Source organism: Lacrimispora sphenoides, from assembly GCF_900105215.1.
GTDB lineage: Bacteria > Bacillota > Clostridia > Lachnospirales > Lachnospiraceae > Lacrimispora > Lacrimispora sphenoides_A.
In genome coordinates, this window is sequence record NZ_FOIP01000001.1 from 1,540,548 (window position 1) to 1,566,638 (window position 26,091).

The 26,091-nt window shown below is 45.0% G+C and carries 23 protein-coding genes; 4 read left to right on the forward strand and 19 right to left on the reverse strand.

Annotated features, from left to right (window positions below; translation table 11 throughout):
- The 5 genes from BMW45_RS07005 to BMW45_RS07025 form a co-directional block, all read right to left on the reverse strand.
- Positions 1–426: a photosystem I psaA/psaB family protein gene (locus tag BMW45_RS07005; RefSeq protein WP_242882934.1), complete on the reverse strand. Its 426-nt coding sequence runs from the start codon at positions 424–426 to the stop codon at positions 1–3.
- Positions 427–539: 113 nt separating this feature from the next.
- A complete protein-coding gene (locus BMW45_RS07010; protein WP_092241641.1) occupies positions 540–3,017 on the reverse strand; it encodes a phosphoenolpyruvate synthase in 2,478 nt (825 codons plus the stop codon).
- Entirely contained in the window at positions 3,017–3,628 is a 612-nt protein-coding gene (locus tag BMW45_RS07015) for a TetR/AcrR family transcriptional regulator (protein ID WP_166433291.1), read from the reverse strand. The genes BMW45_RS07010 and BMW45_RS07015 overlap by 1 nt, the downstream gene beginning before the upstream one ends.
- Before the next feature lie 155 nt (positions 3,629–3,783).
- Positions 3,784–5,208 carry a response regulator transcription factor gene (locus tag BMW45_RS07020; protein WP_092241645.1) on the reverse strand — a complete coding sequence of 475 codons (1,425 nt, stop codon included), beginning with the start codon at positions 5,206–5,208 and terminating at the stop codon, positions 3,784–3,786.
- Positions 5,205–6,965, reverse strand: a complete 1,761-nt coding sequence (locus BMW45_RS07025; RefSeq protein ID WP_092241647.1) for a cache domain-containing sensor histidine kinase — start codon at positions 6,963–6,965, stop codon at positions 5,205–5,207. The genes BMW45_RS07020 and BMW45_RS07025 overlap by 4 nt, the downstream gene beginning before the upstream one ends.
- A 187-nt stretch (positions 6,966–7,152) precedes the next feature.
- Between BMW45_RS07025 and BMW45_RS07030 the strand changes: the two genes are divergently transcribed.
- The 4 genes from BMW45_RS07030 (at position 7,153) to BMW45_RS07045 (ending at position 12,457) form a co-directional block, all read left to right on the forward strand.
- Complete coding sequence (locus BMW45_RS07030) at positions 7,153–8,475, forward strand: ABC transporter substrate-binding protein (RefSeq protein ID WP_092241649.1); 1,323 nt, start codon at positions 7,153–7,155, stop codon at positions 8,473–8,475.
- A 2-nt stretch (positions 8,476–8,477) separates the two neighbouring features.
- Entirely contained in the window at positions 8,478–9,350 is an 873-nt protein-coding gene (locus tag BMW45_RS07035) for a carbohydrate ABC transporter permease (protein WP_092241651.1), read from the forward strand.
- Positions 9,350–10,171, forward strand: a complete 822-nt coding sequence (locus BMW45_RS07040; protein ID WP_092241653.1) for a carbohydrate ABC transporter permease — start codon at positions 9,350–9,352, stop codon at positions 10,169–10,171. The genes BMW45_RS07035 and BMW45_RS07040 overlap by 1 nt, the downstream gene beginning before the upstream one ends.
- 96 nt (positions 10,172–10,267) lie before the next feature.
- A complete protein-coding gene (locus BMW45_RS07045; protein WP_092241655.1) occupies positions 10,268–12,457 on the forward strand; it encodes an alpha-galactosidase in 2,190 nt (729 codons plus the stop codon).
- 136 nt (positions 12,458–12,593) lie between these two features.
- Here BMW45_RS07045 and BMW45_RS07050 read toward each other — a convergent pair whose 3' ends face one another.
- The 14 genes from BMW45_RS07050 to BMW45_RS07115 form a co-directional block, all read right to left on the reverse strand.
- Positions 12,594–13,247 carry a hypothetical protein gene (locus tag BMW45_RS07050; protein ID WP_092241657.1) on the reverse strand — a complete coding sequence of 218 codons (654 nt, stop codon included), beginning with the start codon at positions 13,245–13,247 and terminating at the stop codon, positions 12,594–12,596.
- Positions 13,248–13,371: 124 nt separating this feature from the next.
- On the reverse strand, positions 13,372–13,989 hold the full coding sequence (locus BMW45_RS07055) for an RNA polymerase sigma factor (protein WP_092241660.1): 618 nt from the start codon (positions 13,987–13,989) through the stop codon (positions 13,372–13,374).
- Between the two features lie 205 nt (positions 13,990–14,194).
- Positions 14,195–14,815: a V-type ATP synthase subunit D gene (locus BMW45_RS07060; RefSeq protein WP_025230567.1), complete on the reverse strand. Its 621-nt coding sequence runs from the start codon at positions 14,813–14,815 to the stop codon at positions 14,195–14,197.
- An 11-nt stretch (positions 14,816–14,826) separates the two neighbouring features.
- On the reverse strand, positions 14,827–16,230 hold the full coding sequence (locus BMW45_RS07065; protein WP_025230566.1) for a V-type ATP synthase subunit B: 1,404 nt from the start codon (positions 16,228–16,230) through the stop codon (positions 14,827–14,829).
- Between the two features lie 14 nt (positions 16,231–16,244).
- The gene (locus BMW45_RS07070) at positions 16,245–18,011 is read right to left on the reverse strand and encodes a V-type ATP synthase subunit A (protein ID WP_092241663.1); all 1,767 of its coding nucleotides are present in this window, start codon (positions 18,009–18,011) and stop codon (positions 16,245–16,247) included.
- Positions 18,004–18,606 carry a V-type ATP synthase subunit E gene (locus BMW45_RS07075; RefSeq protein WP_025230564.1) on the reverse strand — a complete coding sequence of 201 codons (603 nt, stop codon included), beginning with the start codon at positions 18,604–18,606 and terminating at the stop codon, positions 18,004–18,006. Before BMW45_RS07075 ends, BMW45_RS07070 begins: the two co-directional genes overlap by 8 nt.
- Before the next feature lie 16 nt (positions 18,607–18,622).
- Entirely contained in the window at positions 18,623–18,931 is a 309-nt protein-coding gene (locus BMW45_RS07080; RefSeq protein ID WP_025230563.1) for a V-type ATP synthase subunit F, read from the reverse strand.
- Positions 18,932–18,934: 3 nt separating this feature from the next.
- Complete coding sequence (locus BMW45_RS07085; protein ID WP_025230562.1) at positions 18,935–19,366, reverse strand: ATP synthase subunit C; 432 nt, start codon at positions 19,364–19,366, stop codon at positions 18,935–18,937.
- Between the two features lie 22 nt (positions 19,367–19,388).
- Positions 19,389–21,317 (reverse strand): V-type ATP synthase subunit I, encoded by a 1,929-nt coding sequence (locus tag BMW45_RS07090; RefSeq protein ID WP_092241665.1) that lies wholly within the window; start codon positions 21,315–21,317, stop codon positions 19,389–19,391.
- 16 nt (positions 21,318–21,333) lie between these two features.
- The gene (locus BMW45_RS07095; protein ID WP_092241667.1) at positions 21,334–22,380 is read right to left on the reverse strand and encodes a V0D/AC39 family V-type ATPase subunit; all 1,047 of its coding nucleotides are present in this window, start codon (positions 22,378–22,380) and stop codon (positions 21,334–21,336) included.
- A 4-nt stretch (positions 22,381–22,384) separates the two neighbouring features.
- Positions 22,385–22,696 carry an ATPase gene (locus BMW45_RS07100; RefSeq protein ID WP_092241669.1) on the reverse strand — a complete coding sequence of 104 codons (312 nt, stop codon included), beginning with the start codon at positions 22,694–22,696 and terminating at the stop codon, positions 22,385–22,387.
- Between the two features lie 232 nt (positions 22,697–22,928).
- The gene (locus BMW45_RS07105) at positions 22,929–24,059 is read right to left on the reverse strand and encodes an SH3 domain-containing protein (protein ID WP_092241671.1); all 1,131 of its coding nucleotides are present in this window, start codon (positions 24,057–24,059) and stop codon (positions 22,929–22,931) included.
- Positions 24,060–24,233: 174 nt separating this feature from the next.
- Positions 24,234–25,286: a site-specific integrase gene (locus tag BMW45_RS07110; RefSeq protein ID WP_092241673.1), complete on the reverse strand. Its 1,053-nt coding sequence runs from the start codon at positions 25,284–25,286 to the stop codon at positions 24,234–24,236.
- A gap of 175 nt (positions 25,287–25,461) precedes the next feature.
- Complete coding sequence (locus BMW45_RS07115) at positions 25,462–26,028, reverse strand: OB-fold protein (RefSeq protein ID WP_092241675.1); 567 nt, start codon at positions 26,026–26,028, stop codon at positions 25,462–25,464.
- Positions 26,029–26,091: the final 63 nt, after the last annotated feature.

The following is a 26,091-nucleotide window of genomic DNA, read 5'->3' on the forward strand; positions in this document are numbered from 1 at the left end:
TCAGCCTCCGAATATAACGTCTTTTTTAAGAAATGTCCTGCAGCTGATATATAGCAGTCCGGCACAAAGAGCTACATACCACATCACATAATTCCACTGGTAGAATCCGGATTCAGTGATGTTCACTGGATTAAAAAACGCAAAAGGAGTGAAATAGCCCAGTGCCGGCTGATTGATCTTCTTTGACATCGAGCTTAAGCAAAAAAGGCCAAACATAACACAGGAAGATATGAGCACTGGTGTCCGTACATTTGGGAAAAATGTTCCTGCGGCTGTTCCCAATACCACAAACATCAGCTCAACCAGCACAAGGGATATCCCAATAAGCAGAAACGCAGGCCAATCAATGCGGATGCCCTTGGCGGTCAAAAGTGCCAGCCCGGCTCCTGCGATGTAGGCGGCTCCTACGATCAGGCTGTCTGTCATGCAGGCAAGAACCTTGCTCCAGAAAACTTTGTTCCGGGAATGAGGCTCTGTGCTCCCCATAGCTTTTGGACAGGTTATTAATTTGAATTGCGTTCACCGGTGATTCTCCTTTCTTATTTCAAAAACTCAATATATCCAAAGTTTCCGTCTACGCGGATCTGATCTCCGTCCTTGATGTGTTTTGTGGCATCGGTCACACCGACAACAGCGGGCAGGCCATATTCCCGGGTGATCACGGCTCCGTGGGTTGCCATTCCGCCTACTTCTGTAACAAGTCCGCCAACTGAGATAAAGGCCGGCGTCCAGCTTGGGTCCGTAAATTTTGTCACCAGGATATCGCCTTTTTCTATTTTCCCTGCCTCTTTTATATCCAGGACGACCCTTGCCCGGCCCACTGCTACGCCGCCTGATACGGCTAGCCCGGGCAGTGCTCCTTCCGGAACCTGGCGGCTATATTCTCCTTCCACCACTTCTCCGTCGGAGAACATGAGGCGGGGTGGGGTAAGAGAGGCGTACTTTTCATAATCCGCCTTTAAAGCATCAATCTTTTTATAATCGGGTTCATATTCTCCGGCAAACAGGCTTGCAAGTTCCGGAAGGCGAAGATAGAAGACATCTTCCACACTTCTTAGCCTGCCTTGGAGGACAAGCTTTTCGGATTCCTTAAGGATGGCCTGTTTGTATTCCCAATAACGTTTCATCCAGTAATATTTGGGAGATTCCCGAAGCCCTAAAAAGTTTCGGTAGAAGGATAACTGCTTTGCTAACTTCTTGGCTCTTCCGGCTCCCCATTTCTTTTTGGCAGTAGAAACCATGGATTTTACGGCATCATTGCTTTCCTGTTTTCCCTGAAGGAGCCTTTGCTCCGCATGGCCCTTGGGAAGCCTTATATCTGCCAGCACGGTGGGGAGGATCTTTCCTGGCTCCTCGGAAAACCGGGGTTTTGCAATGTCGATTTCCCCAGGGCAGCGCATTCCGTACCGCAGGAAAAATTTCTCAAAGGCTTTTGCAGCGTCATCCCCGCCTTGCAGTTTCCTCAATTCGTCAATGCAAAAGGAGTCCCCTGCTGTTTCAAGGTATTTTACTACCTCCGGGAAATTCCGGGAAACATCTGCGATACGGCTTACGTAAAATCCCATTTCCGAGGAAATGTTGCCCTTTATGGATTTTGACACTTCAACGCTTATATTGTCCTGTCCAAGTAGGAGTTTTCCTGCTTTATCAATCGGCTTTGTAAGGAAGAATGTCACCAGAAGCGGCCCCAGGCCCTCCGGATCAAACAGGCCTTTCATCAGATCCTCCGTGTCGCTCACAATAAAATCGATGATCTCCTTACCAGATAATTTTGCAAGTCCTTTTCTTGTCTTTTGGATTGCCGCTTCCATACGGCGGTTGTAGCCATCAATGATGGCCGGATCGTTTTTCCGGTAGATCCTTAATCCGGCGGTGATGCACTTTCCCACATCCTTTGGTATGGCGAAGTCGCTTTTTTGTCCTTTTGGAATGGATTTGATATAATCCTTTCTTGCCAGGACTTTATTGAATGCACAGTTCATCAGTTCATCTGAGTTAGTCAGCTTTTGACGCACCAGAGCCCTTCCCACGGGACTGTTTAAGTTATGGGTAATCTCCATATAGGGCCGCCCGCCGATTTCCGTAACCTTCACGGTTTTGGACATCAATTCCCAAAGGGACAATCCAAGAGGCAGCATGGTGTCTGTCATCATCTGAAGATGGCCAACGGAAATAAAACAGCGCTTAAAACCATCCGTGGTAGATGGACAGGGGTAAAGAGTGGTAATTCCGCGGGACTGGACAATATAGAATTTCATACCATCAAAACACCATTCAATATCCTGGGGACTTCCGAATTCCTTCTCGATCTTTTTCCCAAGGGCGGCAAGGGCGGTTACCTGTTCTTTGGTGAGACAGGGCTTTCCGCCGCTTCTTTGCTTTATGTCATCTTTGACCGTCCAGGTAACAGGGGTTTTACGTCCGGATACCAGTTCCTCTCCTAAGCCCTCCACCGCTTCAATCGCTATTGTAAAACGGTCGGAGGTGATGGGATCGGCGGTAAACATGACTCCGGCTGCCTTAGCATCCACCATTTTTTGGACGACAACGGCCATTTGAACTTCGTTTTCATCAAACTTGTTTTTTGCCCGGTAAGAAACCGCCCGCTGGTTATATAAGGATGCAAAGCAGTTGATCACTGCTGTTATTACCGCTTCAGATCCGGAAATGTTTAAATAGGTATCCTGCTGGCCTGCAAAGGATGCGTCAGGTAAATCTTCTGCCGTAGCTGAGGAACGTACGGCAACGGAAACCCGGCTTCCCAGTTCCTCATAAGCGGATTGAATCAGCTTTACCGCTTCGGCAGGTAAAATCAGTCCAGCGACGGCGGACTTCATATCACTTCCTGCTTCCTTTACAGCTGGACGGATATATTTTTTAAAAAATTCTGTTGTGATGATAAAGCCGCCTGGTACGCTGTCAGGGAAACGCTGGGACAGCCTTGCAAGGCTTGCGCCCTTACCCCCTGATATCTGGATGGAATCGGCTTCTTTCTTGTGAATTTTCAGTATATACATCACAGGTATTCCTCCTTATACAGATTACTTTTCAACATGTGGATGGTTTTTTCCAGTTCTTCGGTTATTTTGCCAAGATCGCACCGTTCATCGGTCATCTCGTGAGCGTAGCCTTCCGCCATGAGGAACATCATGCGCATAACCACATCAATATCCACGCTTTCTTTAAATTTAATAACATCTTCTTTTCTAAGCACCAGGTCATAGGAAAAGCGCTGGGCCTCGGGCATGATCTTTTTTGTAATATCGATGACCGCATCGTCGGTTTCCTCGAACATACTGATAATAAATTTCAATATATGAGGATACTTTTCCAGTATGCCCATTTTCATTCTGGAGGCCACAATAATGCGTTCAAATAAATCGTCATATGCATTGATTTCATTGCGCTTATAAGCCTCAATCATAACACTTCTCACATATTCCGAAAGGTATAGGTACAGATCCCTTTTTGTGCCGAAATAATGGAACAGCATTGGTTTGGATACTCCGCTGCTTTGGGCGATGTCGCCCATGGAGGCCTTTTTGTATCCATGCTTTCCAAAACATTTTAATGCCGCTTCAATGATGGGCAGCTGCTTTTCTTCTGAAAGTTCTTTGAATTTTTCCATGTCTTCACCTTCTGATAATGTAATTGACCGAATCGGTTTATGGCATGAATATAACACCATAAACCGATTCGGTCAAAGTAGGTTTTCTTATATTAGATTGTGTAATCTGTGCCGGCATTTATAACAGGTCTATATCACAAAAACGGTCTTTGCTTTTACAGAGGGGCAGGTTTCCCTTCGCTTAATAAATGGCCTTTCATATATTCAGAAGGTGAGATTCCCGTACATTTTAAGAAAACCTTGGTAAAATACCTGGTGCTGAAATATCCCACCCGCTCAGCAGTGTCCCGGACCGTGGCAGTATGCCCTCCTGACATGAGTTCCATTGCCTTTTTCATGCGGACACCGGTTAAGTGGTCGACGAATTTTTCTCCGGTTTTCATCTTATAGATTTTGCTTAAGTAATTCGGCGAGATATCAATCATATCTGCAATGGTATTGATTCCGATCTGGTCCATATAATGTTCCTCAATATAAACGTTGATTTTATCTATTAAATCAATGCTCTGGTTCTGGGAAGTCATCTGCTTTAAAAATTCCACAAGCTGGTGAATGGAGAGAATGTTAGCGTTTGTTCCGGATTCCATTGTGAGAATGCGGTTTAAGGAATCATCACAAAGTTCAAAGATCTTTTTCTCGTCGGGAAATTGGGTAAGAGCATGAAGAAGATTTTGAAAGCCCATAACATCATCTGCCTGATTAGCCATCAAAAGCTTTTCCAGTAAATCCGAAAAAGGAAGAAGCTGGGAAAACGTCAGCCGCTCTTTCTCTGATATAACCGACCCAAGGTGGACGCAAAGGCGCAGGCTTTCCTCCCTTTGAACAGACTCAAACTGTGCAAACAGCTCTGAGAGATTTCCGGCTGAAACATGGAATCCGGTTGCTACACATCCGCTGGTCTGATGAAACTGGGCCAGTATCTCTTGGAACTCCTCGGGAGGGATCACGGTACTGGTAAGATAACAGATTTCACCTGTAGGCAGAAAGGTGAATGTAAACCGGGCGCCGTAGCGGGAGGAGATGGAAGAGAGCATGGCATTTAATTCATCTAAATCGTTTTTAAAGGTCTCCTTATGATAATGATCAACGTAAAAAAGAACCGCCGTGTAAGGGGGAAGAACGTATTTTGGACTCTGTAAAAAACGGATGGAGGTATGGAGGTCAAGAATCTTTTCAAACTCCAGCTCATAATCCTTTTTCATCAAAAGCTCCCGCTCTCCAAACAGGGAAGCGGCCTTTTCCATGGTAGCCCTGACTTCCTCCAGGCTGGCCGGCTTTAAGAGATAGTCTAGGGCACCCAGTTTTAAGGCTTCCTGGGCATAGGAAAATTCCGCGTATCCAGTCAGCATGACCACCGGAATCTTCCGCATATGAAACTGGGAAAATGCCTGCAGACCGGTGAGCATCGGCATGTGGATATCCAGGAATATCAGGTCAGGGATTTCCTTTTCCAGTTGTTTTAATAGTTTTTCTCCGTTTTCCACTTCAAAAAACTGGTGCATATTGGGGTAAAGTTCCTCAATCATACTTTTTAATCCAAGCCGGATCAGGCGTTCATCATCAGCTAAAAGAATTTTCATTCAGTAGTTCCTCCTTCCAGGGGTATCTTAATTGTCATGGAGGTAATATCTCCGGTCAGTTTTATTTCAAAGGAAGCTTGGGGATGAAAGATTTTAATACGGTTCTCCACATTTCTTATGCCAACCTTTCCATCAGAGTAAACTTCTTGAATGTCAATGGGTATTCCATTGTTTTTTACCTTCAGGATCAGGGTATCGTCCTCAATTGATGCGGAAATGGAGATGGTGATGGAAATGCCGTCGCCTTCCATTCCATGCTTAAGGGCATTCTCCACAAGAGGCTGTATGAGAAGTCTTGGAATGGAAATATTCTTTGCATCTTCCTCCATGGAGCTTAGAAAGGTCAGGCGTTCATCATAGCGTATTTTAAGGAGATTGCAGTACTGGATGCAGAATTCAAACTCTTCCTGTACGGTAGTCAGCTTTGCATTGCTGCAGGTATAGCGGAATATTCTGGTCAGCTGAATGATGCTGTCCTCCAGCTCTTTTTTCATCCCGATCCGGTTCATGGACAGGAAGCAGTTTAAGGTATTATAGAGAAAGTGAGGGTTAACCTGGCTTTGAAGGGCACGGTATTCTGCCTCTTGCCGATCAATCTCATATTTATAGGACTGATCAATGTATAGCTGCAGCTTTTGGATCATCTCGTTTAGATTCTCCGCAATCAGGGACAATTCTTCCGTGTTAAAGGAGTCGTTCTGCAACAGGTCTGTGTCAGGAACGGAAGCCTCCAAGTCTCCCTTTGCCACCTTTTTCATGGTATTTAAGATGGAATTTAAAGCAAGGGCAGTCTTCTTTGAATTGGAACGGAAGATTGAGAATGCAGCCAGAATGGAGGAAAGGCTTAAAACAGCAGCCAGACTCCAGACAATGGATACCTCCTTAAATATATCCTTTTGGGAGGATACAAAAATAAGCTGCCATGGCATTCCCGAAATATCACTTTTATACAGGCGGTAAGTATCTGAGTCCGTACGGATCATATTTTCTGCAGAAGAAAGCTTTTTAAGGACACCTTCCTCCACCTTTCCTACCTGGTAGACAGGGGTTCCATCCTGACCCGCGATGACAAAGCCTGAATTTTCACTTAAGGTTACGCTGCTGAAAATATCCTTGATGATTTTATCGGAGGCATCGATCCGGATGACGCCCAGCTTCCGTTTGGTGTACACGTTGCGGACCAAATGAAGGGCAGAGATGACCGTTGTCTCAGTGCGGATATAAGGGGGAGCCTCTGAAACCATAAAGTGATATGGCTCGGCTGTATTTAAAGCCTCCTGATACCAGGGTTCCTTCTGGTAAGGGTAGTCTGTGGTGTTTATGAGGTCGCTGGTTTTTGTTGCAGTAACGATGATGTGGTTGTCCGGGTTTACAGGCATGAAAGAAACGGCCAGGATATCCTCCCTGGCGGTGTTTAATATACGCTGTATGGAAGTGGTATAGTTTTGCCGGTGAAGCTCGATCCGGTAATCGAAAGAACCATTTTTTGTGTATTTCCCATTCTCAACGGCTGCAAAAAAGTTTAGAATATCATCGTAAATATAAGGAGTCAGAGCCAGCCTTTTTAAGTCAGATACATAGGTGCTTAAATTGGTTGAAATGGAGTAAAGGGAGGTTGAAAAGTATTTTTCATTGTCCCTGTAAATTCTTTTTTGGAAGTAAAAGGCAAGTATGGTGGCCATGATAATAATGGGCAAAACAATACTTACGAGAAACAGGGCCAAAAACCGGTTTTGAAAGCTTTGGCGTTTTTTCATATGGGGTCACCTCCTGGGCCTATATTGTATACATATTATATACATTTTTCAATCCCCAAGATGGAAAATGATAGAAAAGAGCCTGAAAGTGTAGATTTGGGTATCTTACGGAACCCAGGGGACTGTGATAGACTAAAGATACAAAATAGCCGGCTAAAAACTAATATAAATGTAAGGGAGAATTATTATGAAGAAGTTAGCACTTGCCTCACTGGCAGGTCTCATTGCGATCAGCGTAATAGGCTGTTCCAAGGCACCCCAGGAACCTGTGGAGACTACCACAGCGACAGAAACGGTAAAAGAGAAAGAAACCAAGGAAAATGCAGTAGCCTCCACAGGCGTTACCATTGAATTTTTATATAACTTAAACGGCGAGTCAGTCAGCGATGCCATTCAGGATGTCTGCAAACAGTTTACAGAAGAAACCGGAATCGGCGTGGAAGCAGTCATGCCAGGCAGCAATTTTTCCGATATCTTGAAAACCAGAATGGCTTCCAATCAGCTTCCGGATGCGTGGACAACCCATGGCTGGGCAGTTGCAAGATATGCGGAGTATTTATCTCCATTAAATGATTTTGAGTTTGCATCTCATATATCCCCAAGCATTAAGGAACAGATCACAGATGGGGAAGGAAACTTATACACACTTCCAATTGATATGGATTTAACCGGAATGATCTATAACGAAAATGTGCTGGAAGAAGCCGGTGTGAATGTAGATGACATCAAAAACTGGGCTGATTTTGAGGCAGCCTGCGAGAAGATCAAGGCAGCAGGACTGACCCCCATCCAGCTTGGCGGAAAAGACAGCTACACCATGGGAAATATGATGGATTTTGTGGCACCTACCCTGATTACAAATGAGGATGAAGCCAATCAGGCAGCCCTTTTAGACGGCAGCTTTGACTGGAGCAAATGGAATACGGTTGTAAATCAGATTGATTCCTGGAGACAAAAGGGATATTTCAATACAGATGCCGTTACAGCAGATTTCATGACCGGTATTAAGGCTCTTGCGGCCGATAAGGCAGCTTTCATGTTTACCGCAGCCAGCGGAATCACAGAAACCTACGTTCAGAATCAGGATACAAAAATGGGCTTTATGCCTCTTCCTGCCAGAGAAGAAGGGTTAAAACAGTCCCTGATGACAGGGGAGCACTTTGCAGTGGGCATGTCAAAGACCACAAAGCATCCCGAGGAAGTAAAACAGTTTATGGAATTCCTTGCCCGTGAGGACATCAGCTCTTACCTTGCAACCAAATGCGGTATGCCTTCCGGACTTGACAATGTGGTAAGTGATACGGGAAGACTGGCTCCTTACTATGATAAATATGCAAATGACAGTTCCATTTTAAATATTCCGTATTTTGACAGAAAATATCTGCCAAGCGGTATGTGGAACGACCTCTGCGTAACAGGAGCAGCCATTGTTTCAGGACAGGCAGATTCCCTTACCGTTGCAGTGGATCAGATGAAAACAAGCTATGAGGAAAAGAAAGCACAGGAGTAAACATGAAGATTCAAAATAAATCAGTAATCAATCTGTTTTATATTCCGGCAGTGATATTGTTTCTTGTTTTTGTGATATATCCGTTTATCCAGGGTATCCGGCTGTCCTTTACCAACTGGAATGGGTATTCCCAGACGATGAAATTTGTTGGAATTAAGAATTACACCAGATTGTTTCAGGATGCAAATGTAAAGACAGCACTGGTCAATACCCTTATTTACGGTGTAATGAGTACCGTGATCCAGAACATCTTAGGCCTTGGCTACGCGTTATTTTTAAATACAAAGTTTAAGGGACGTTCCATTGTCAGAACGATTATCTACATGCCGGTTATGATTGCTCCGCTGATTATGGGTTACATCATGTATTTCTTCTTTCAGTATGACGGAGGCGCGGTCAATGATATTTTGATCGCCCTCCATATGGAGCCGGTGGATTTACTGGTCCATTCAGGAACCGCCATCCGGATCATTGTTTTGGTAAACTCCCTGCAGTTTGTGGGCGTTGCCATGGTCATCTATCTGGCAGGGCTACAGAATGTGCCCACCATGTATTATGAAGCTGCTATGATTGACGGAGCCACCTTCTGGGAGCGGTTTAAGCACATTACCATTCCGCTGCTGATGCCAGCCATTTCTTCCTCTACCATCTTAAACCTGATCGGAGGATTAAAGCTATTTGACCTGGTTATGGCGCTTACAAGCGGCGGACCGGGATTCAGTACCCATTCCCTTTCCACCCTGGTCACAAACCAGTATTTTTCGGCCCAGTCCGCAGGATATGCTTCTGCAATCGGAATTTTCACATTCCTGCTGATTATGATCATCAGCAATGTGGTCATGGGGTATTTTGACAAGAAGGAGGTGGATGTGTAATGAAAGAATCAAGGGTTTCCAATGCCTGGAAATATGTACTGGCTCTCATCATCATTGCAATCCACTTTGTTCCCATTTATATGGTGGTTGCCATTGCGTTTAAATCCCCTTATGATCATTCCTCAAGGTGGGTCTTTCCAGGATACCTTTACTTAAAAAATATTTACACCGCACTGGAGCGGGGAGGAATGCTTTTGGCCCTTAAAAATACTGTGATCATAAGCGGTATGTCAATTCTTTTTATTGTGGTCATCGGAGCTATGGCGGCTTATCCTCTCGCGAGAAATAAGAGCAGGCTTAACAACCTGGTAAAAGGGTTCATTATGGGTGTCATGATGATTCCCCCCTTAAGCATTCTGGTTCCCTTATATTCCTTTATGGCTAAAATTCAGGGAATCAATTCCTACTGGGGCATGATCGTGACTTTGATCACCTTCCAGCTTCCCACCAGCATCTTTTTGTTTTCAAGCTTTATAACCAGCATACCGGTGGCTCTTGAGGAAGCAGCGGCAATTGACGGCTGCGGACCGTTCCAGACATTTTTCAGGATCATTATGCCTCAGCTAAAGCCGGTAACAGCTTCTGTTATCATAATCACCGGTGTGAACTGCTGGAATAATTACCAGTTTGCTTTGTATCTGCTTCAGTCCCCCAGGATTAAGACCATTACACTGGCCATTGCAGGCTTCTTTTCTGCAGACTCAGCCAATGTCAATGGAGCGGCTGCTGCGGCCTTTATTGGAATCCTTCCCATGGTTGCGGTATTCCTGTTTTTACAGAAATACTTTATCCAGGGTATGGTGGACAGCGCGATCAAGTAATTGAAGATTAACTAAATATGGTTCAGATAAGAAAAGCGGGAATCGGATGAGACTTCCGCTTTCTTTCTAAAATTTTTTGAAAGATTGAGGTTTATAATGAGTGTAAAATATATTGAGGACAAAAAGGTATTCTTATTAAATACGAAGAATTCAAGCTACCAGTTCCGGGTGGCGGAATATGGATTTTTAGAGCATCTTTACTATGGAAAAAAGATATCCGATGCAGCGGATTATCTTCCTGTGAGAATCCGTCATGGGTTTGAAGCCAATCCCTATGAGTCGGAAAAGGACAGGACCATCTGCCTGGATGTACTGGAACAGGAATATCCGGGGTTTGGAGTTTCAGACTTCCGGGTTTCTGCAGTCAGCGTGATCAATGGGGATGGCTCTAACTGCATTGATTTAAGGTATGTATCACATAAGGTATCAGAAGGAAAATACCGCTTACATGAAATGCCATCCTTGCGGAATAACGGCGGTACCTGGCAGACTCTGGAGGTTCTGATGAGGGACCCTTATTCCCAGGTGGAGGTGACTCTTGTTTACGGCGTTCTGGAAGAGTATGACATCATTACCAGGTGCGCCAGGATTAAGAATGCAGGAGAAAAGACCGTGTTTGCCAATGCTGCTCATTCCACCTGTATTTCTTTCCCTACGGATCAGATGGATATGATCAGTTTCTATGGAAGTTGGGGCCATGAGCGGTGTGCGGAGAGAACTTCCGTAAGACATGGGAAGATCACAGTGGACAGCGCCAGAGGCATCTCCAGCCATTATCAGAACCCTTCGGCCATTCTCTGCAGCCCTGAGGCAACAGAGGATGGAGGAGATTGTTATGGAGTTGCCCTGGTTTACAGCGGAAACTTTGCAATCACGACAGAGGTCAACGATTTTAAGCAGACCAGACTTGTGGCAGGTATCAACCCGGAAACTTTTTACTGGGAGCTTACAAAAGGCAGCGTATTTGAAACACCGGAAGCAGTCATGACCTATAGTTCCCAGGGCCTGTCCAAAATGAGCCACAATTTCCACCGGGCAGTAAAGCATCATCTGATTCCCGGCCAGTTTGTCAATGAGAGGTGCCCGGTTCTCATCAATAACTGGGAGGCTACCATGATTGATTTTGACGAAGAAATGCTGGTGAACATTGCTGGAAAAGCAAAGGAACTGGGGGTTGAGATGTTTGTCATGGATGACGGCTGGTTTGGAAGAAGGACCGATGAATACAGGGGCCTTGGAGACTGGCAGTGCAACTTAAGTAAGCTGCCAAGCGGAATATCCGGATTTTCTGCAAGAATTCACAATATGGGGTTAAAGTTCGGCATTTGGATCGAACCGGAAATGGTCAATGAGGATTCCAGGCTTTATGAGGAGCATCCGGACTGGTGTATCCGGATTCCAGGAAGAAAACCAACCCGCCAGAGATATCAGCTGATCCTGGATTTCAGCAGGGATGAAGTGGTGGAGGCTATTTTTCATCAGCTTTATGAGGAATTTAAGGATGCACAGATTGACTACATCAAGTGGGATATGAACCGAAGCATGACGGACCGTTTTTCTCAGGCCCTACCGGCACATAGGCAGGGAGAGGTTTGCCACAGGTATGTGCTGGGCCTTTACAAGCTGATGGATAAGATGACAAAGGCTTTTCCAAACGTGCGGTTTGAAGGCTGCAGCGGAGGCGGAGGAAGGTTTGATATGGGAGTTCTTTACTACATGCCCCAGATCTGGTGCTCCGATGATACGGATGCGGTAGAAAGGATTCACATTCAGTACGGAACTTCCATGATCTATCCGCCTTTTGCCATGGGCTCCCATGTTTCAGAGTGTCCCAACCAGCAGACGGGAAGAACGGTTTCCATTGATACTAGAGCGGCTCTTGCCTATTTCGGGACCTTTGGGTATGAGCTGGATTTAAATGACATATCAGAGGAAGAACAGGAAGCGGTCCGCAGACAGGTAAAATACTATCAGGAACACGGACTTGTATCCGCCCATGGAGACTATTACCGGCTGACGAACCCGGAAAGAGAGCGGGAGTATGGGGCGTTTATGTCGGTCTCCCAAGATAAAAAAGAGGCGGTCGTAGGATATGTACAGAGAGTTTCCGGAGCGAATAAGGGAATCATTTACTTAAAGCTGAGGGGGCTTGAAGAACAGACGGTGTATGAAATTCAGGAGCTTGGCATAAAGCTTTCCGGGGCAGCACTGATGTATGCGGGACTGCCTATGCCAGTGATCAAGGCGGACAATGAAGCAAGGGTGTTTACCTTGATGGCGCGGTAGGGAAGTGTTTTGACAGTATTGAAGCTTATCAAAGGGAGTTGGAAAGAAAGGATCGGAGACGGGAAACAACACAGTTGTGTTTCCGTCTCCGATCCTTATGGTTTCTAAGTGCGTTTAATGTACTGGTTGTTACGGGCTACTTTACGTCTATAACTTCCTTCGCCATACCAATTAAATCATCACAGCTCAAATCATCAGAGGAACTGAGAGTATACTTCATACCGTTTTCACTCCAGTTTACATAACGGTATACCTTGCGCTCTTCTTCGCTGCTTCCATAGCTGATCATCAGCTTTCCCTCTTCCTCCAGCTTTGAATCTTCCTCTGATGGTTTTGCATCTGGCGGTAAAAACAGATAGTCATCTTCATGAGCTTCTAATGTGATATCCTGATAAACTTCATGCTTTATCACCGTAGAGGATCCCTGAGGAATCATATCCTGATTTTCATGAATGTCAAGTCCCACGCGATTGTTTTCCCCATAGCCGGCATAGAGTTCCGGGTAGGTAATCAATGGATTCTGATTCTCATCCCTTCCTTCCACCTTAGTAATAGAGCCTTCATTAAAGGAAATACCATTTGAAAAGGTATCTACTATCTTTGGAGTGGTCCCCATCTGGCGTTCAGCTAATTGAATCAGCTCAGCTTTTGAATGGACCATTTCGTCCCGGGAAGTAGAGCTAAACAAGCCTGTAATTTTACCGCCTGCAATCGCCGTGACAGTTCCCATTACCGTTATTGTACACACTGCGGCCAACGCGGCCACCATTCTCTTTTTATTAAATTTCATAATTCTACTCCTCATTTCTATTTTTTTATAAATTTCTCTTAGACAACGATTCTCTGCCTGCGCATCCGGCGTTACCCGATCCAGCTCGGACTTTATTATTTGCTTTAATTTGTCATCCCTAAAGCTATCCATGGCAAATGCCCCTTTCCATTTCTGTTTTTTCAGTGCCGTCAGCTTTCAATAAATCCTTCAGCAGTTTTCGTGCTTTATGCAGACGGGATTTTACCGTCCCTTCGATGGTTCCTGTAATGTGGGCAATCTCTCTGGTGCTCAATTCATTATAATAGTACAGAAGAACCACAGTACGGTATTTTATATCCAGATGGATGAGTGCTGCCTGGATTTCTTTTGCTGTCTCTGCCTCTAAAACGGATTCTAATGGTCCATCTGCTTTCTTGTCTTCCCGGATGTACTCCGCACTCTTTTTCTCCTCCTCATTTTCTAAAATACCTTCATAAGATATTTCAGACCTCCCTTTTTTCCTTCGTTCAAGCCGCCAGGCTGTCCTGACCAGAATTTGATACAGCCACGGCTCAAAGCGCTCCGCTTGTTTCAGTTTTGACTTATGAAGAAAGCATTTAACAAAGGTCTCCTGTAAAATGTCCTCACTGTCACTTTGGTTGCCGGTAATAAAATACGCCATACGGTATAGCTTTCCGGAATAGGAACGGTATAGTTCGTCAAATGCTGCTTCGCTGCCATCTATCATGCTTTCCACCAAAGCCTTTTTTCCTTCCATCATAACCTGTTTCCTTTCCTTTTTTAGATGCATCTGATAATAAGAGTCATAGAATTACCATTTGGTTCATTTTTTATGGTTTTTTTATGAAAAAAATTAAAAATGGATCGGAGACGGGAAACTAACATCTGTTATTCCCGTCTTCGATCCTTATGGCTAATAAAACTTTCTGATTTCAGATACATACCTCGTTCGTTGTAACCAGCCGCTAAATTCCATTCTTATTCCTCTTAATCACCTTAAGCCTGGTAAACTCTTCCCTGTCCTTTTCTTCCAGTGAATTGGTAATATTCCTGGTCAGCGTCTCATACCTGGGAATCGTAATATTCTTTAAGGCGTTGGCCCGTTTCTGGGTCCTTTTGATGCTGTTTGCCAGACGGTAGGCGGAATTCTCTACCATGGAAAGCTTTACCGTCAGCTTCTTCACCTTCTCAAACTGGCAACGGGCTTCGTCCAGAGATTCCCTGGTGTTATAATAGGCATAAGTCAGGTTTAAAGGCATTTCATCATGCTCTACCAGTGGGATTTCCGTTCCCATGATACTCCTGGTCTTAATTCGTACTGAACTGTCCACAGGAACCGCCATGGCAATATCCTGCACATAGTTGATTCCCAGCTCTATGTTGGCCTTTTGCAGGGCCTTGTAAGCGGAAGTGAAGGTGACATCGATTTCCGACTGAATGCCTTTTGCTTCATCAATCAGGCTCATCAATTCCTTGATGAGGATGTTCCGTTTTTTATCCATCAGTTCATAGCCCTGTCTGGCTAACGCCAGGGAGCTTTTCGCAAGGATTAAATTCCCCTTGGTGGGAAATGTATTGGGATTCATGGATATCCCTCCTATTCTTCCGATCCGTCAAGGGTGGTAGGCTTGTAATACTGGTCTAATACCTTGGTGTCGATACGGTCCAGCTCGGCTCTTGGAAGAAGCCCTAAAAGCTCCCAGCCGATGCTCAGGGTTTCGATGATATTCCGGTTGGCATGATTTCCCTGCCCAACAAACCGGCCTTCAAATTCCTTGCCGAAAACCAGATACATTTTATCAATAGGGGATAGTTCATCTTCTCCGATGACCGATGCCAGAGCTCTGGCATCTCCTACTTTAGCATAACAGGAGAATAGCTGGTTTGCCAGGCCCTGATGATCTGCTCTTGTAAAGCCTTCACCAATTCCGTCCTTCATCAGACGGCTTAAGGAAGGAAGGACGTTAATAGGAGGATAAACGGACTGGCCGTACAAACTGCGGTCCAGAACGATCTGCCCTTCCGTAATATATCCCGTAAGGTCTGGGATGGGGTGGGTGATGTCATCGTTTGGCATGGTCAGTATGGGAATCTGGGTCACGGAGCCATGCCGCCCCTTTACGATGCCGGCCCGTTCATAAAGGGATGCCAGCTCGCTGTATAAATATCCGGGATAGCCTTTTCTGGAAGGAATTTCCCCCTTTGAGGAAGAAACCTCACGGAGAGCCTCCGCATAGGCTGTCATATCGGTCAAAATAACAAGTATGTGCATTCCCTTTTCAAAAGCCAGGTATTCCGCCAGTGTAAGAGCCACCTTTGGTGTGATCAGACGTTCCACCACAGGGTCGTTTGCCAGGTTGATGAACATGGCCACGTGGTCGGAAACGCCGCTTTCCTCAAAGGTACGGCGGAAGAAGTCGGCCACATCGTATTTTACACCCATGGCAGCAAATACCACAGCGAATTTTTCGCTGGAAAGTGCGTCATCTCCCAGGGAGGCCTGCTGTACGATCTGGGCTGCCAGTTCGTCATGAGGAAGGCCGTTTCCGGAGAAGATGGGGAGCTTTTGGCCCCGGATCAGAGTCATCAGCCCGTCGATGGCTGAGATTCCGGTACGGATATAATCTCTTGGGTATTCTCTGGTAACAGGATTTAAGGGTTTTCCGTTAATGTCCAGCCAGATATCGGAGTTGATGTCTCCAAGCCCGTCAATAGGCTCTCCGATGCCATTAAAGGTGCGTCCCAGCATGTCTTCGGACACCGCAAGCTCCATAGGGTGTCCGGTGAGGCGGGTGTGAACATTTCTTAAGGCAAGCCCATCGGTTCCTTCAAACACCTGGATGATCGCCTTATCCTCGTAAACCTCAATGATACGTCCCAGCTTCTTTGTCTTTTTTTCTACGGTCATTTCCACGATTTCGTCGAAAGCAGCATTCTGGACGCCTTCTAAAACAACTAATGGACCGTTGATTGCACTAAGTCCTAAATATTCGATTGCCATAGCCTGCCTCCTCCCTATGCATTGCGTTCGATGACGGAATCATAGAAGGCATCTACCTGCTTTTTATAGTCATCAAACATATCAAGTCTGTCGTTAGGTACATCATATTTAATGGAAATGATCTTATCAAAGATCGGATCCTCTTTTAATACGGACATAGGCATTCCCATGGAAACGAGGGAACGGGATTTCTTGTATAAATAAAGAATTAGATCCATCATTTTAAACTGTTTTTCCATTGGGACACAGGTATCGTCCTTATGGAATGCGTTCTGCTGTAAAAATCCGATCCTGATCACCTTTGATATTTCCAGTATGAGCTTCTGGTCATCGGGAAGCATGTCTCCGCCGATCAGCTTTACGATCTCCATCAGGCTGCTTTCCTGGGTCAGCAGGAAGACCAGACGGTTTCTGTAGTCCACGAACTTCTTATCCACGTTTTCCACGTACCAGGGCGCCAGATCAGTCAGATATTCAGAATAACTGCTGAGCCAGTGAATGGCCGGGAAGTGGCGTTCGTTTGCAAGGTTTCTGTCCAGGCCCCAGAAGCAGCGGACAAAACGCTTGGTGTTCTGGGTTACCGGCTCGGAGAAGTCGCCTCCCTGAGGGGATACAGCACCGATGATGGTAACGGAGCCTTCGGTTCCGTTCATGTTCTGAATCATCCCGGCCCTTTCATAGAAGGCTGATAGACGGGAGGCCAAATAAGCCGGGAAACCTTCTTCCGCAGGCATCTCTTCCAGACGACCGGACAACTCTCTTAAGGCCTCGGCCCACCTAGAGGTGGAGTCCGCCATGATTGCCACATGATATCCCATATCCCGGTAGTATTCCGCCAGGGTAAGGCCGGAGTAAAGGCTGGCTTCACGGGCGGCTACGGGCATGTTTGAAGTATTGGCGATCAGTGTGGTCCGGTCCATCAGAGGATTACCGGAACGGGGGTCAACAAGCTCAGAGAACTCCTCAAGCACCTGGGTCATCTCGTTGCCACGTTCCCCGCAGCCAATATATATGATAATATCCGCATCAGACCACTTGGCGATCTGGTGCTGGGTCATGGTTTTTCCTGTACCAAAACCGCCGGGGATACATGCGGTACCTCCCTTAGCAAGAGGAAACAGGGTATCAATGATCCTCTGCCCGGTGATAAGAGGCTTTCCAGCCGGATATCTCTTTAATATAGGCCTTGGTACTCGGATGGGCCACTTCTGGGTCATGGTGATTTTCTTTTCGGACCCGTCTAAAAGCTGTAGGGTCAGCAGGGGATCGGATATGGTATAGGTACCATCCTCCACTACGTCAAGAACATAGCCTTCCAAATCAGGGGGAATCATAACCTTATGGACGATGGCCGGGGTTTCAGGAACTTCGGCAATGATGGTACCTGGTAAGAGATGATCTCCTTTTTTAACTGTTATGTGGGTCTTCCAGAGCTTCTCGCCGTCAAGGGAATCCACATGAATTCCCCGGTCAATATATGCCCCTCCGGTCTTTGCGATCTCGCTTAAAGGGCGCTCAATTCCGTCAAAGATATTATTTAAAATGCCTGGGGCCAGTGTGACGGATACGGGGAAGCCGGAGGAAGTGACCGTCCCTCCCGGTTTTAAGCCGCTGGTTTCCTCATATACCTGGACAATGGTGCGGCGGTCTGTAAGGCCGATGACCTCACCGACTAAGTGGTCTTCGCCTACATAGACCATTTCATTCATTCGGAATCCGGAATCACCCTTTAAATAAATGACAGGGCCGTTAATGCCGGAAATGGTGCCTGTATTAGTCATTAGCCGTACCTCCCATCAGATCCTTTACATCAAAGCGGAAGTCGCGTTTTGCCTCCGCCAGCTTGGTTTGAAATGAATTGTCGATTAAAATGTGCCTGGAAGGGATAACAGCCCGTGTTCCTCCCAGAAAGGAGTATTCGCTCACCTGGATGTCAGAGCTGCCTGAAATTGCCAGTTCATTGATCTTCTCTTCATCTGCAGGATCGATGTAAATGGTGATGAATTCCTTTCCTGCCAGGGCCTTGGCTTCCCGTATCTGCTTTTCCAAAAGCTTTGTATATTCGGGGGATCCCATAAATGTGGCCAGTTTATCCCGAAGCTCCGAAAACAGCTTATCTTTCAGCTCATCCTGTTTTTTTCCAAAAACCCGTTTCATGCCGATCTGTTCCAGGGAAAGCTTTTTGTTGATTTCCCGCTCGATTCGTTCGCTTTCCAAAGCTACCTGGTGTGCAGCCCTTCGCTTTGCATCTTCCTGATGCTCTAAAAAGGTCTGCTCCAAGGCAGCTGTATATTCATCAAGCATCTTTGCACTGCGGGTTCTGGCATCTTCCATGCAAAATCCCAGGAAATGCTGTAATTTTTCCTCAGTCGTCAAGATGACCACCTCTTTCTTATAGTTTTAATCCGATGGCTTCATTAACATAATCTGTGATAAAGTTCGGCTTGCGGCCGGTACCATGGCGGTCAGGGATTTCTATGATCAATGGAAGTTTGCGGTTTAACTTCACATCATTGATGATGTCCGGAAACTCTTTTCCGAACTTTTCCGTCAGGAGAATGATCCCAATCTCCTTATCGGCCAGGACTTTATCCAGTTCACGTTTCAGTTCAGCCTTTTCATGAACGACAGCGCCCTCAACTCCGGCTAATCTCATGCCGGTCCAAGTGTCCACGTTGTCGCTGATCAAATACATTTTCATGGATTAGAGCTTACCTAAGATCATGAAAGATATGATCAAGCCATACAGACAAACGCCTTCGGCAAGCCCTACGAAGATCAGTGATTTACCAAGTATGGAACCATCCTCGCTGATGGCACCGAGAGCGGCGCTGGCAGCAGCGGAAACGGCAATACCGCCGCCGATGCAGGCAAGACCTGTGGAAAGGGCAGCTGCTAAGTAACCCATTCCGGCAATGCTTCCAGTGCTGGCAGCGGCGCTTTCCGCAGCAGCAGCCTGGCCGTTAAACATCAATACACTGGATACGATTAAGGTTCCGAAAAATAAAAGGGTGTTGATACCAAGAGCAGTTTTATAGCGGCCCTTTGTTTTTGCGCCCATGGCAAAGGCTCCGAAGGGCAGGGCGATACTTAAGGTTAATGCAATTGCTAATGTAATTTTTACTAAGGTTGACATAATATTACCTCCGTTTTGGTTTTTAAATTTTCTTCCCGTATGGTTTAAATGCACGGCCGGTTCCACGATAGAAACGGCTGAATAATTCGTAATATTCCAGACGCAGAACCTGGATTCCAACGATCAGGCCTTCCATGCCGCAGACGAATAAGTTGCCAAGAATAACGACCAGCCAGTTAGGGTTTCCTGCTTCCACACCGGACAGCATAAGGACAACCTCCATCATGGCCGCGTGGCTGACAGCAAAAGCCCCTACACGGACAAAGGAAAGGGTGTTGGAAAAATAGCTTAAAAGCACTTCAAACAGTTCAAAGAAACCCTGAACCACAAACATGCCCTTTTCCTTTGGCATGATCTGCGCTTTCTTTTCCACCAGGTTGGTGAGAGGTTCCTTAAAGAACATGACGATCAGCGGGATGCCAAACATGATAACAAGGAGTATGGCAGCCGGAATGGGATTATTTGTCATGTATAGGACGATGGTGAGCACAAGGCTTGCATAGAAGATAAGTCCTGCCGCACCGTTTGTGTCAAACAGAGTCTTTTCCGGATCATGAAAGCGGATGCTGTTTATGATGTTTAGGACCATGGTCAACAAAATAATTCCCATACCAATGGAAACCGCTACGATAAATACGGTATTCAGTCTCCCTATAAACGGCAGGTTAGTCATATGCTCCAGAGGACGGAGCCAGACGGCCTGTATGATATTTTCAAATCCAAAAACACTGCCGAACAGGAAACCAAAAATGGTTGAAAAAATACCGCAACAGGATATAATCGCCGCCAGATTTATCTTTTTCAGCTGGTAGAGGAGCAGCCCTCCAAGCAGAAGGCATATTCCCTGTCCCACATCCCCGAACATAAAGCCAAAGAGGAAGGAATAGGTGATGCCAATCAATATGGTGGGATCGATCTCATTGTATTCCGGCAGGCCGTACATCTGTATAAACATCTCAAAGGGCTTAAAAAGCCTGGGATTATGAAGCTTGGTGGGAGGTTTGCTCAAAATTTTGTTATGATCATCCTCCACGATACAGAAAGTTTTTTCATCGTTAGAGATTTCTTTCTGAAAGGCGGCCGCATCCCGGTTGCTCATCCAGCCGCAAAGGATATAAAAGGTGTTTACTTTCTGTTTGGTGCATGCGGCCAATTTTCTCACGTTAAAGTTGGTAGAAAATACCTCAAGCTTATCCAGTGCCGTCAATAACTCCTCCTGCCTGGATTCCAGCAATTCGGACATCTGCTTTCGTATGCCGTCAATATCAGACTGGAGAGCGCTTATCTTATCTTCCAGAAAATGAATGGCGTCTAAAGGCGTGCCCTTGTATTCGTCTGGTAAAAAGTAGCGTTCAAAACGCATGGAGGCATAAATAGCGTCAATCTGGTTAGAGATGCTTTCCGGCACAAAATAAACCAGCCAGACATATTCGTTATCCTCACGGCATTTATAAAGGACCGTATCAATGGTATCATATACATAGCTTACAAATTTGTTGTAATACTCATGGGATATTCGTCCAAAACGAAATTTAATGTACTTAAACTGAAGGATGGAGCTTAAATCATAGTTAAGTCCGGTAAATGGAAGGATTCGATCCAGGGACTGCTGATAGGAATTTAGCTCGGATATAATGGCCTCTTCCTTTGCCGTAAGCTCCTTTACCTGCTCCCCAATCTCTTTGACAATTCCGGCTGCCTGTTGAATGGGAATCTTTTTTCGGCTGCCAGTCTGACCACCCGGCGGAAGTAATTCCGCCAGTTCTATGGCACATTGGTAGGCGTCTTTGTATGGATTTGTTTCAATATATGGCCTCAAGTCTTTCACCGTTTTTAATTCTGACAGGGCATTTTCCAAATGAATTTCATATTTGGATAAATACGTATCGATGACCCGGTCAATATCGTCCTTAGGTCCGGTGATACTTAAGAATTTCATCTTTTCTATCACGAAAAAACAACCCCCTTTACATTTTTACTACATAGGAGATGATTTCATCCGGGCTTACGCGGTAACGGATGCTCTCTATGAGGGTGATAATCTTTTGAATTTCTTCCTCCTTAAAATAAAGATAAGAATTCAGCGTAGCAATGGAATACGGATTCTGCCGGCTGGAAGAACGGTATATTTTGTCCAGTATTTCCAGTGTAATGTGTTCCAAGTCCGGCATGTCTGCGGCTTCCAGATCTGATTTCCGTCCATAAAAGGTATTCTTTAGTACAGAATAGAACTCTTCCAGTGTAGCTGTTTCTGCCAGTTTACCAATCTGCTCCTTATTCAAATGATAATTGAAGGGGATAAGAAGGGTATAAATATCGGCAGGCTGCAGATGATAATATTTTTTTGATCGGTAAATCCATTGGATATTAAGTAAATCCAGCTTGCAGCCAAAGCAGCGTTTGAGAAGGTCCTGTTCCTTACTTGTAAGATATTTTCCCATGACCTTCCAAATGGTCTTAAAGTACAGAAGATCTAAGTGGACCTCATAATCAAACAAGGTAGGCTGTTCCCTGTCGTCTAAGTGAGACAGCAGGTCATAATAGATCGAACCTTCCAGGTTGGCTATAAACTCTTTTAAGTCCGTGGTTGATGACAGCTTAATTAAATCCAGCCGGGAATGCTTCTCAAAAAAGTCCTGGAATACAGAGAGATCGATATCTAATCGGTTCTTACCCATAGCATTGCGGAAGCATTTCTTCAGGATATCAATTTCAAAGTGCATAAAATACAGGTCAAGGAACTTACGTTGGGTTAAATTGGCGAACCGGTAGAGCTTTGCATAATCCTGGTACAGAGAAAGGATCAGACGCTGTTCGATGGCCCCCCGGTGGAGCACTACACCCTCCAGGTTAGCAAACAGTCCTTCATAGGCCGGAAGACGTCTTAAATATTCCTCTGCATCAGAAACGGTTTCAAGGGCAGCCATTTCGCGGAACTGACTGTCGGTGATCAGATGGCTCTCCATGGCTCTTACTTTGGTTGTAATGCCGCTATAGGATAGTAAGTCTCCCATTGGATCACTCCTTTATCATAGTATTGAATAGTTTCTCCACATATTGAGTATGATGATCTTCGTAACGCTGTTCCATGGCTTTAAGGACCTTTTCGGAATCGCTTCGCTGTTTTTCCAGACGATTATTCATACTGATTTCCATGCCAGCCTGCAGTTCTTCAATCTTTTTACTGGTTTCTTCTTCCAGCTGTGCATCAAATTCAGCGGTCTGTTCTTCCAAATCTTCGGCAAACGCCTTTTTGCGCTCATTGGCATCATTCATAATAGATGCCGCTGCCGATTCAATCTCGGATATCTTCTCGATTACAGTATCCATACCGAGCCCTCCTTTTTGTAATAATTTTTAAAAAAAATATAGTGCTTGATTTATAATGATACTACAATTTTAAAAAAATTCCATAGGATGTTAGTAAAAAACCCAATATTAATATAGTTTTAACATAAATATAGATTACGACAATAGGGCTGTAGCTATGCATGGTCAATAGAAAAAAGCGAAGATCAGGGAAAATTTTCCCTGGTTTCTTCGCTATTTCTTAACGGTTTCTTTACGGGGTTGCGGCTGTTGTTGTTGCTGTATTCTCCGCGGCGGAGGTAGACTCCCCAGCGTCCGTTCCTGTCTCGCTTTCCGATTCGGTCAGGAATTCGGTGGCAACATAAGCCTCTGTTCCTTCAAACATAATAACCGTCCATTTGTCGTCATAAGTTTTGACATATTCCACTACTGTACCGGAAGCAAGGCTTCCAAGCTTGGCACCGTCGGTAGAAGGCTCTGAGCGGACATTAAGCTTGCTTTTGGTGGTATAAATTTTAGGCGCTTCTGTCTCTGGTTCCGTAGGCTCTGCGGAAGTTTCGGCACTTGTCATGGCTTCGGTAGTTACCTCAGCAGTCGTTTCGGTAGTTGTTGGCTCTTTTTTTGAATTCTTTCCTGGGATCACCTTTACGATGATCAGGACAAGTACAAGAAGAACCAAAAAGATGAGGGCTGGTTTCAGCAGTTCGTACGGATCAAAACCTTTCTTCTTGGAACGCCTCCGGCTTCTGCTGTTTGAAGCGGGCCTCTGGCCGCTTCTGGAAACGTTTCTCTGGGCCGGCCTTTGTCCGGGCCTTGTCCCGTCCGGTCTTGATCCAGTGCGCCCGGTGCTGCCAGAATGCTCCTGGGTACTTAAAGGCGCAGTCCTTGCGCCGCTGCTTCTTTGATTTCCTGTTCCCTGGAATTCATTTCTTGGAGCGCTGGTTCGAGGAGGATTATTCCGGGGAGTGGAGGACATGGTCCTAACGTCCGTAGGACGTTTATTGATTGGGGTTCCCCCCTGGCTTCCTCTATTATGAGAGTTTGCAAAGGTATTGACTTCCTGAGACAGAAGCTGAAAGGCCTCGTTGGCATCATAGGGACTGTCATCTCCTTCGTGAACTGCCTTGTTTCCCAGCACGCGGATCCTGTGATAGTGGTCTTTGGCAGACTGAGAAATAAAGCGTCCTTCAAATAGCTGGTCTATGCTGTCCGCCAGATCGCCTTCCACAATCAGAGCCCTTTCTCCAAGATAATTTACCATATATTCCAGGGTTTGCCGGGCTTTGATCATAGCCATGTTATACTGCTTCTGGCTCATGAGCTTTTCCGTTTCCCTTTGACCCTGCTGGATTCTAAGCAAGAAACTGTTGTCTGTAGTTCCCATATATTTCCTCCTTTGCAAAAGCGGTTGTATTCCAATATACAGATATTATACTAGATTAATGCAAATTGTGCACCTGTTATTTTGTCGTTTTTTGATTTGTAAGAGAAAAGTAAAAAACTTATTGGGAATCATTATAAATAAAGGAAAACTTGGACTTATAAATCTTCCGTGATACTAATTTGATACTAAATCCTGCAATTTACTTGCGACCTCACTATGCTTATTAGGGTATAAGTGTCCGTAAATATTGTTTACCATATCGACAGAGTCCCCTATACGCTCTGCTATAAGATAGGGAGAGAATCCCATATCAATTAGTAGGGAAACATGGCTGTGGCGGATGTCGTGAATGCGTATTTGTTTGATACCGGAAGAAGCGCAGGCTTCTTTTAGACAGATCCCTAATTTGTATCTTGTAATTTGAAAAAGCCTATCCTCAGGTCCTATCCCATAATTCTTGTCTATAAATTCCTTCAGGCAATCCGTAAGAAAAGGAGGTATAGTTACAAGTCGGGTACTGCCCGCTGTTTTAGGTGAGGTTATAACATCACTTTGATTATGCCGATGGTAGGTCTTTGATATTGAAATGGTACCTGTTTTTAAGTCTATATCCTTTATGCTTAGAGCTAACAACTCGCCACAACGCATTCCAGTATAGTATAAAGTGTTAAATGCTACCGTGAGTGTAATATCATTGATTTTTGCTATGAATGAGTTAAAATCTTCCGGTGTCCAGAAATCTACTCTGCCGGCCTTCGCTTTACCTATTGAGCCTGTAACTTTGCAAGGATTTTTCGGTAAGTCATAATATTTAACTGCATAATTAAGTATAGCATTTAGCTGATTGTTTATTTGCCGCTGCGATGTTTCCTTCAAACCGGCCTTCATGACTTTGTTTTGCCACTTCCTAATGTCCGCAGGTGTAATTTGATTAATAGGCTTATCCTTGAAGAACGGGACTATATGGTGCATAAATAGATACTGCTTAGGCTTCATTGTGGAAACTTTAAGGCGGTGACCCATATCATCTATATAAATATCATATAATGACTGAAAAGTCATTTCCGGCGTTCCTTGCTGCTTATCTAAAAACTCACGTTCCCAGGCTTTGGCTTCCCTGCTTTTTTCAAATCCCCTTTTAAGTTTCTGGCGGCGCTGACCTGTCCAGTCAGTATAATATAGCTTAACATAATACGTTTTGCGTAATTCATCTTTAAATACTGGCATTATTATATCATTCCTTTCTAAAAATTGGTATAAAAAATACGCCCCTTGCCAGGACGTTTCGAAAATGATATAATTCTACTGACTAGGTAGTTATATCTTTCCGGAATTCCGGTAAGAGAAAATCTATGTGAAGCCGTTCGGTGTTTCCAGCACCGGGCGGTTTTGTATTTCATATTTAATTTATTTCTGTAATTTCAAGTGAATAACCTAATACTTCGCCTACTTGGGTTACCTTTCCTTTTAAAGTAACGGCCTCGCCTTTTGTCATTCCCGCGACCTTACTTTTCTGATCATCATTCTTTATATAACACTGAACGCCGATAATTGCAAAAGTTTCATCTGAAGGTGTTAAAGATATATATTTTCCATCTGAGTCTATATTGCTAAGTTCACCTGTGATTTCCACATACTGGCCCTTATATTTTTCACTTGCATTCAGGGCGTTAGCTTTTAAATCACTCATCATATCGCCCACACTATATGCAGTATATTCAATTGCCGCTTCCGTAACTTCTGCGGTTGTAACTTTAGCCCCCGCTTCTGCGGCAGGTCCGGCTTGGGTCTTATTAGAGCCACCTCCTGATGCCGCGCCAATAATTCCGATCACGACAACAGCAGCTATTGCAATTAAGCCTCCTTTTCCTTTTTGCTTTTTGCGGCACTGCGGACATATTTTTGCACCATAAGGTATCTCTGTTTTGCAATGCTTACAAATTTTTGTTGTTGGTTTTTCTTTTCCCATACTCATTTCCTTCTTTCTTAATAATATTATTAAAAAGCCTATGGCTATTTTAATCTTAATGTA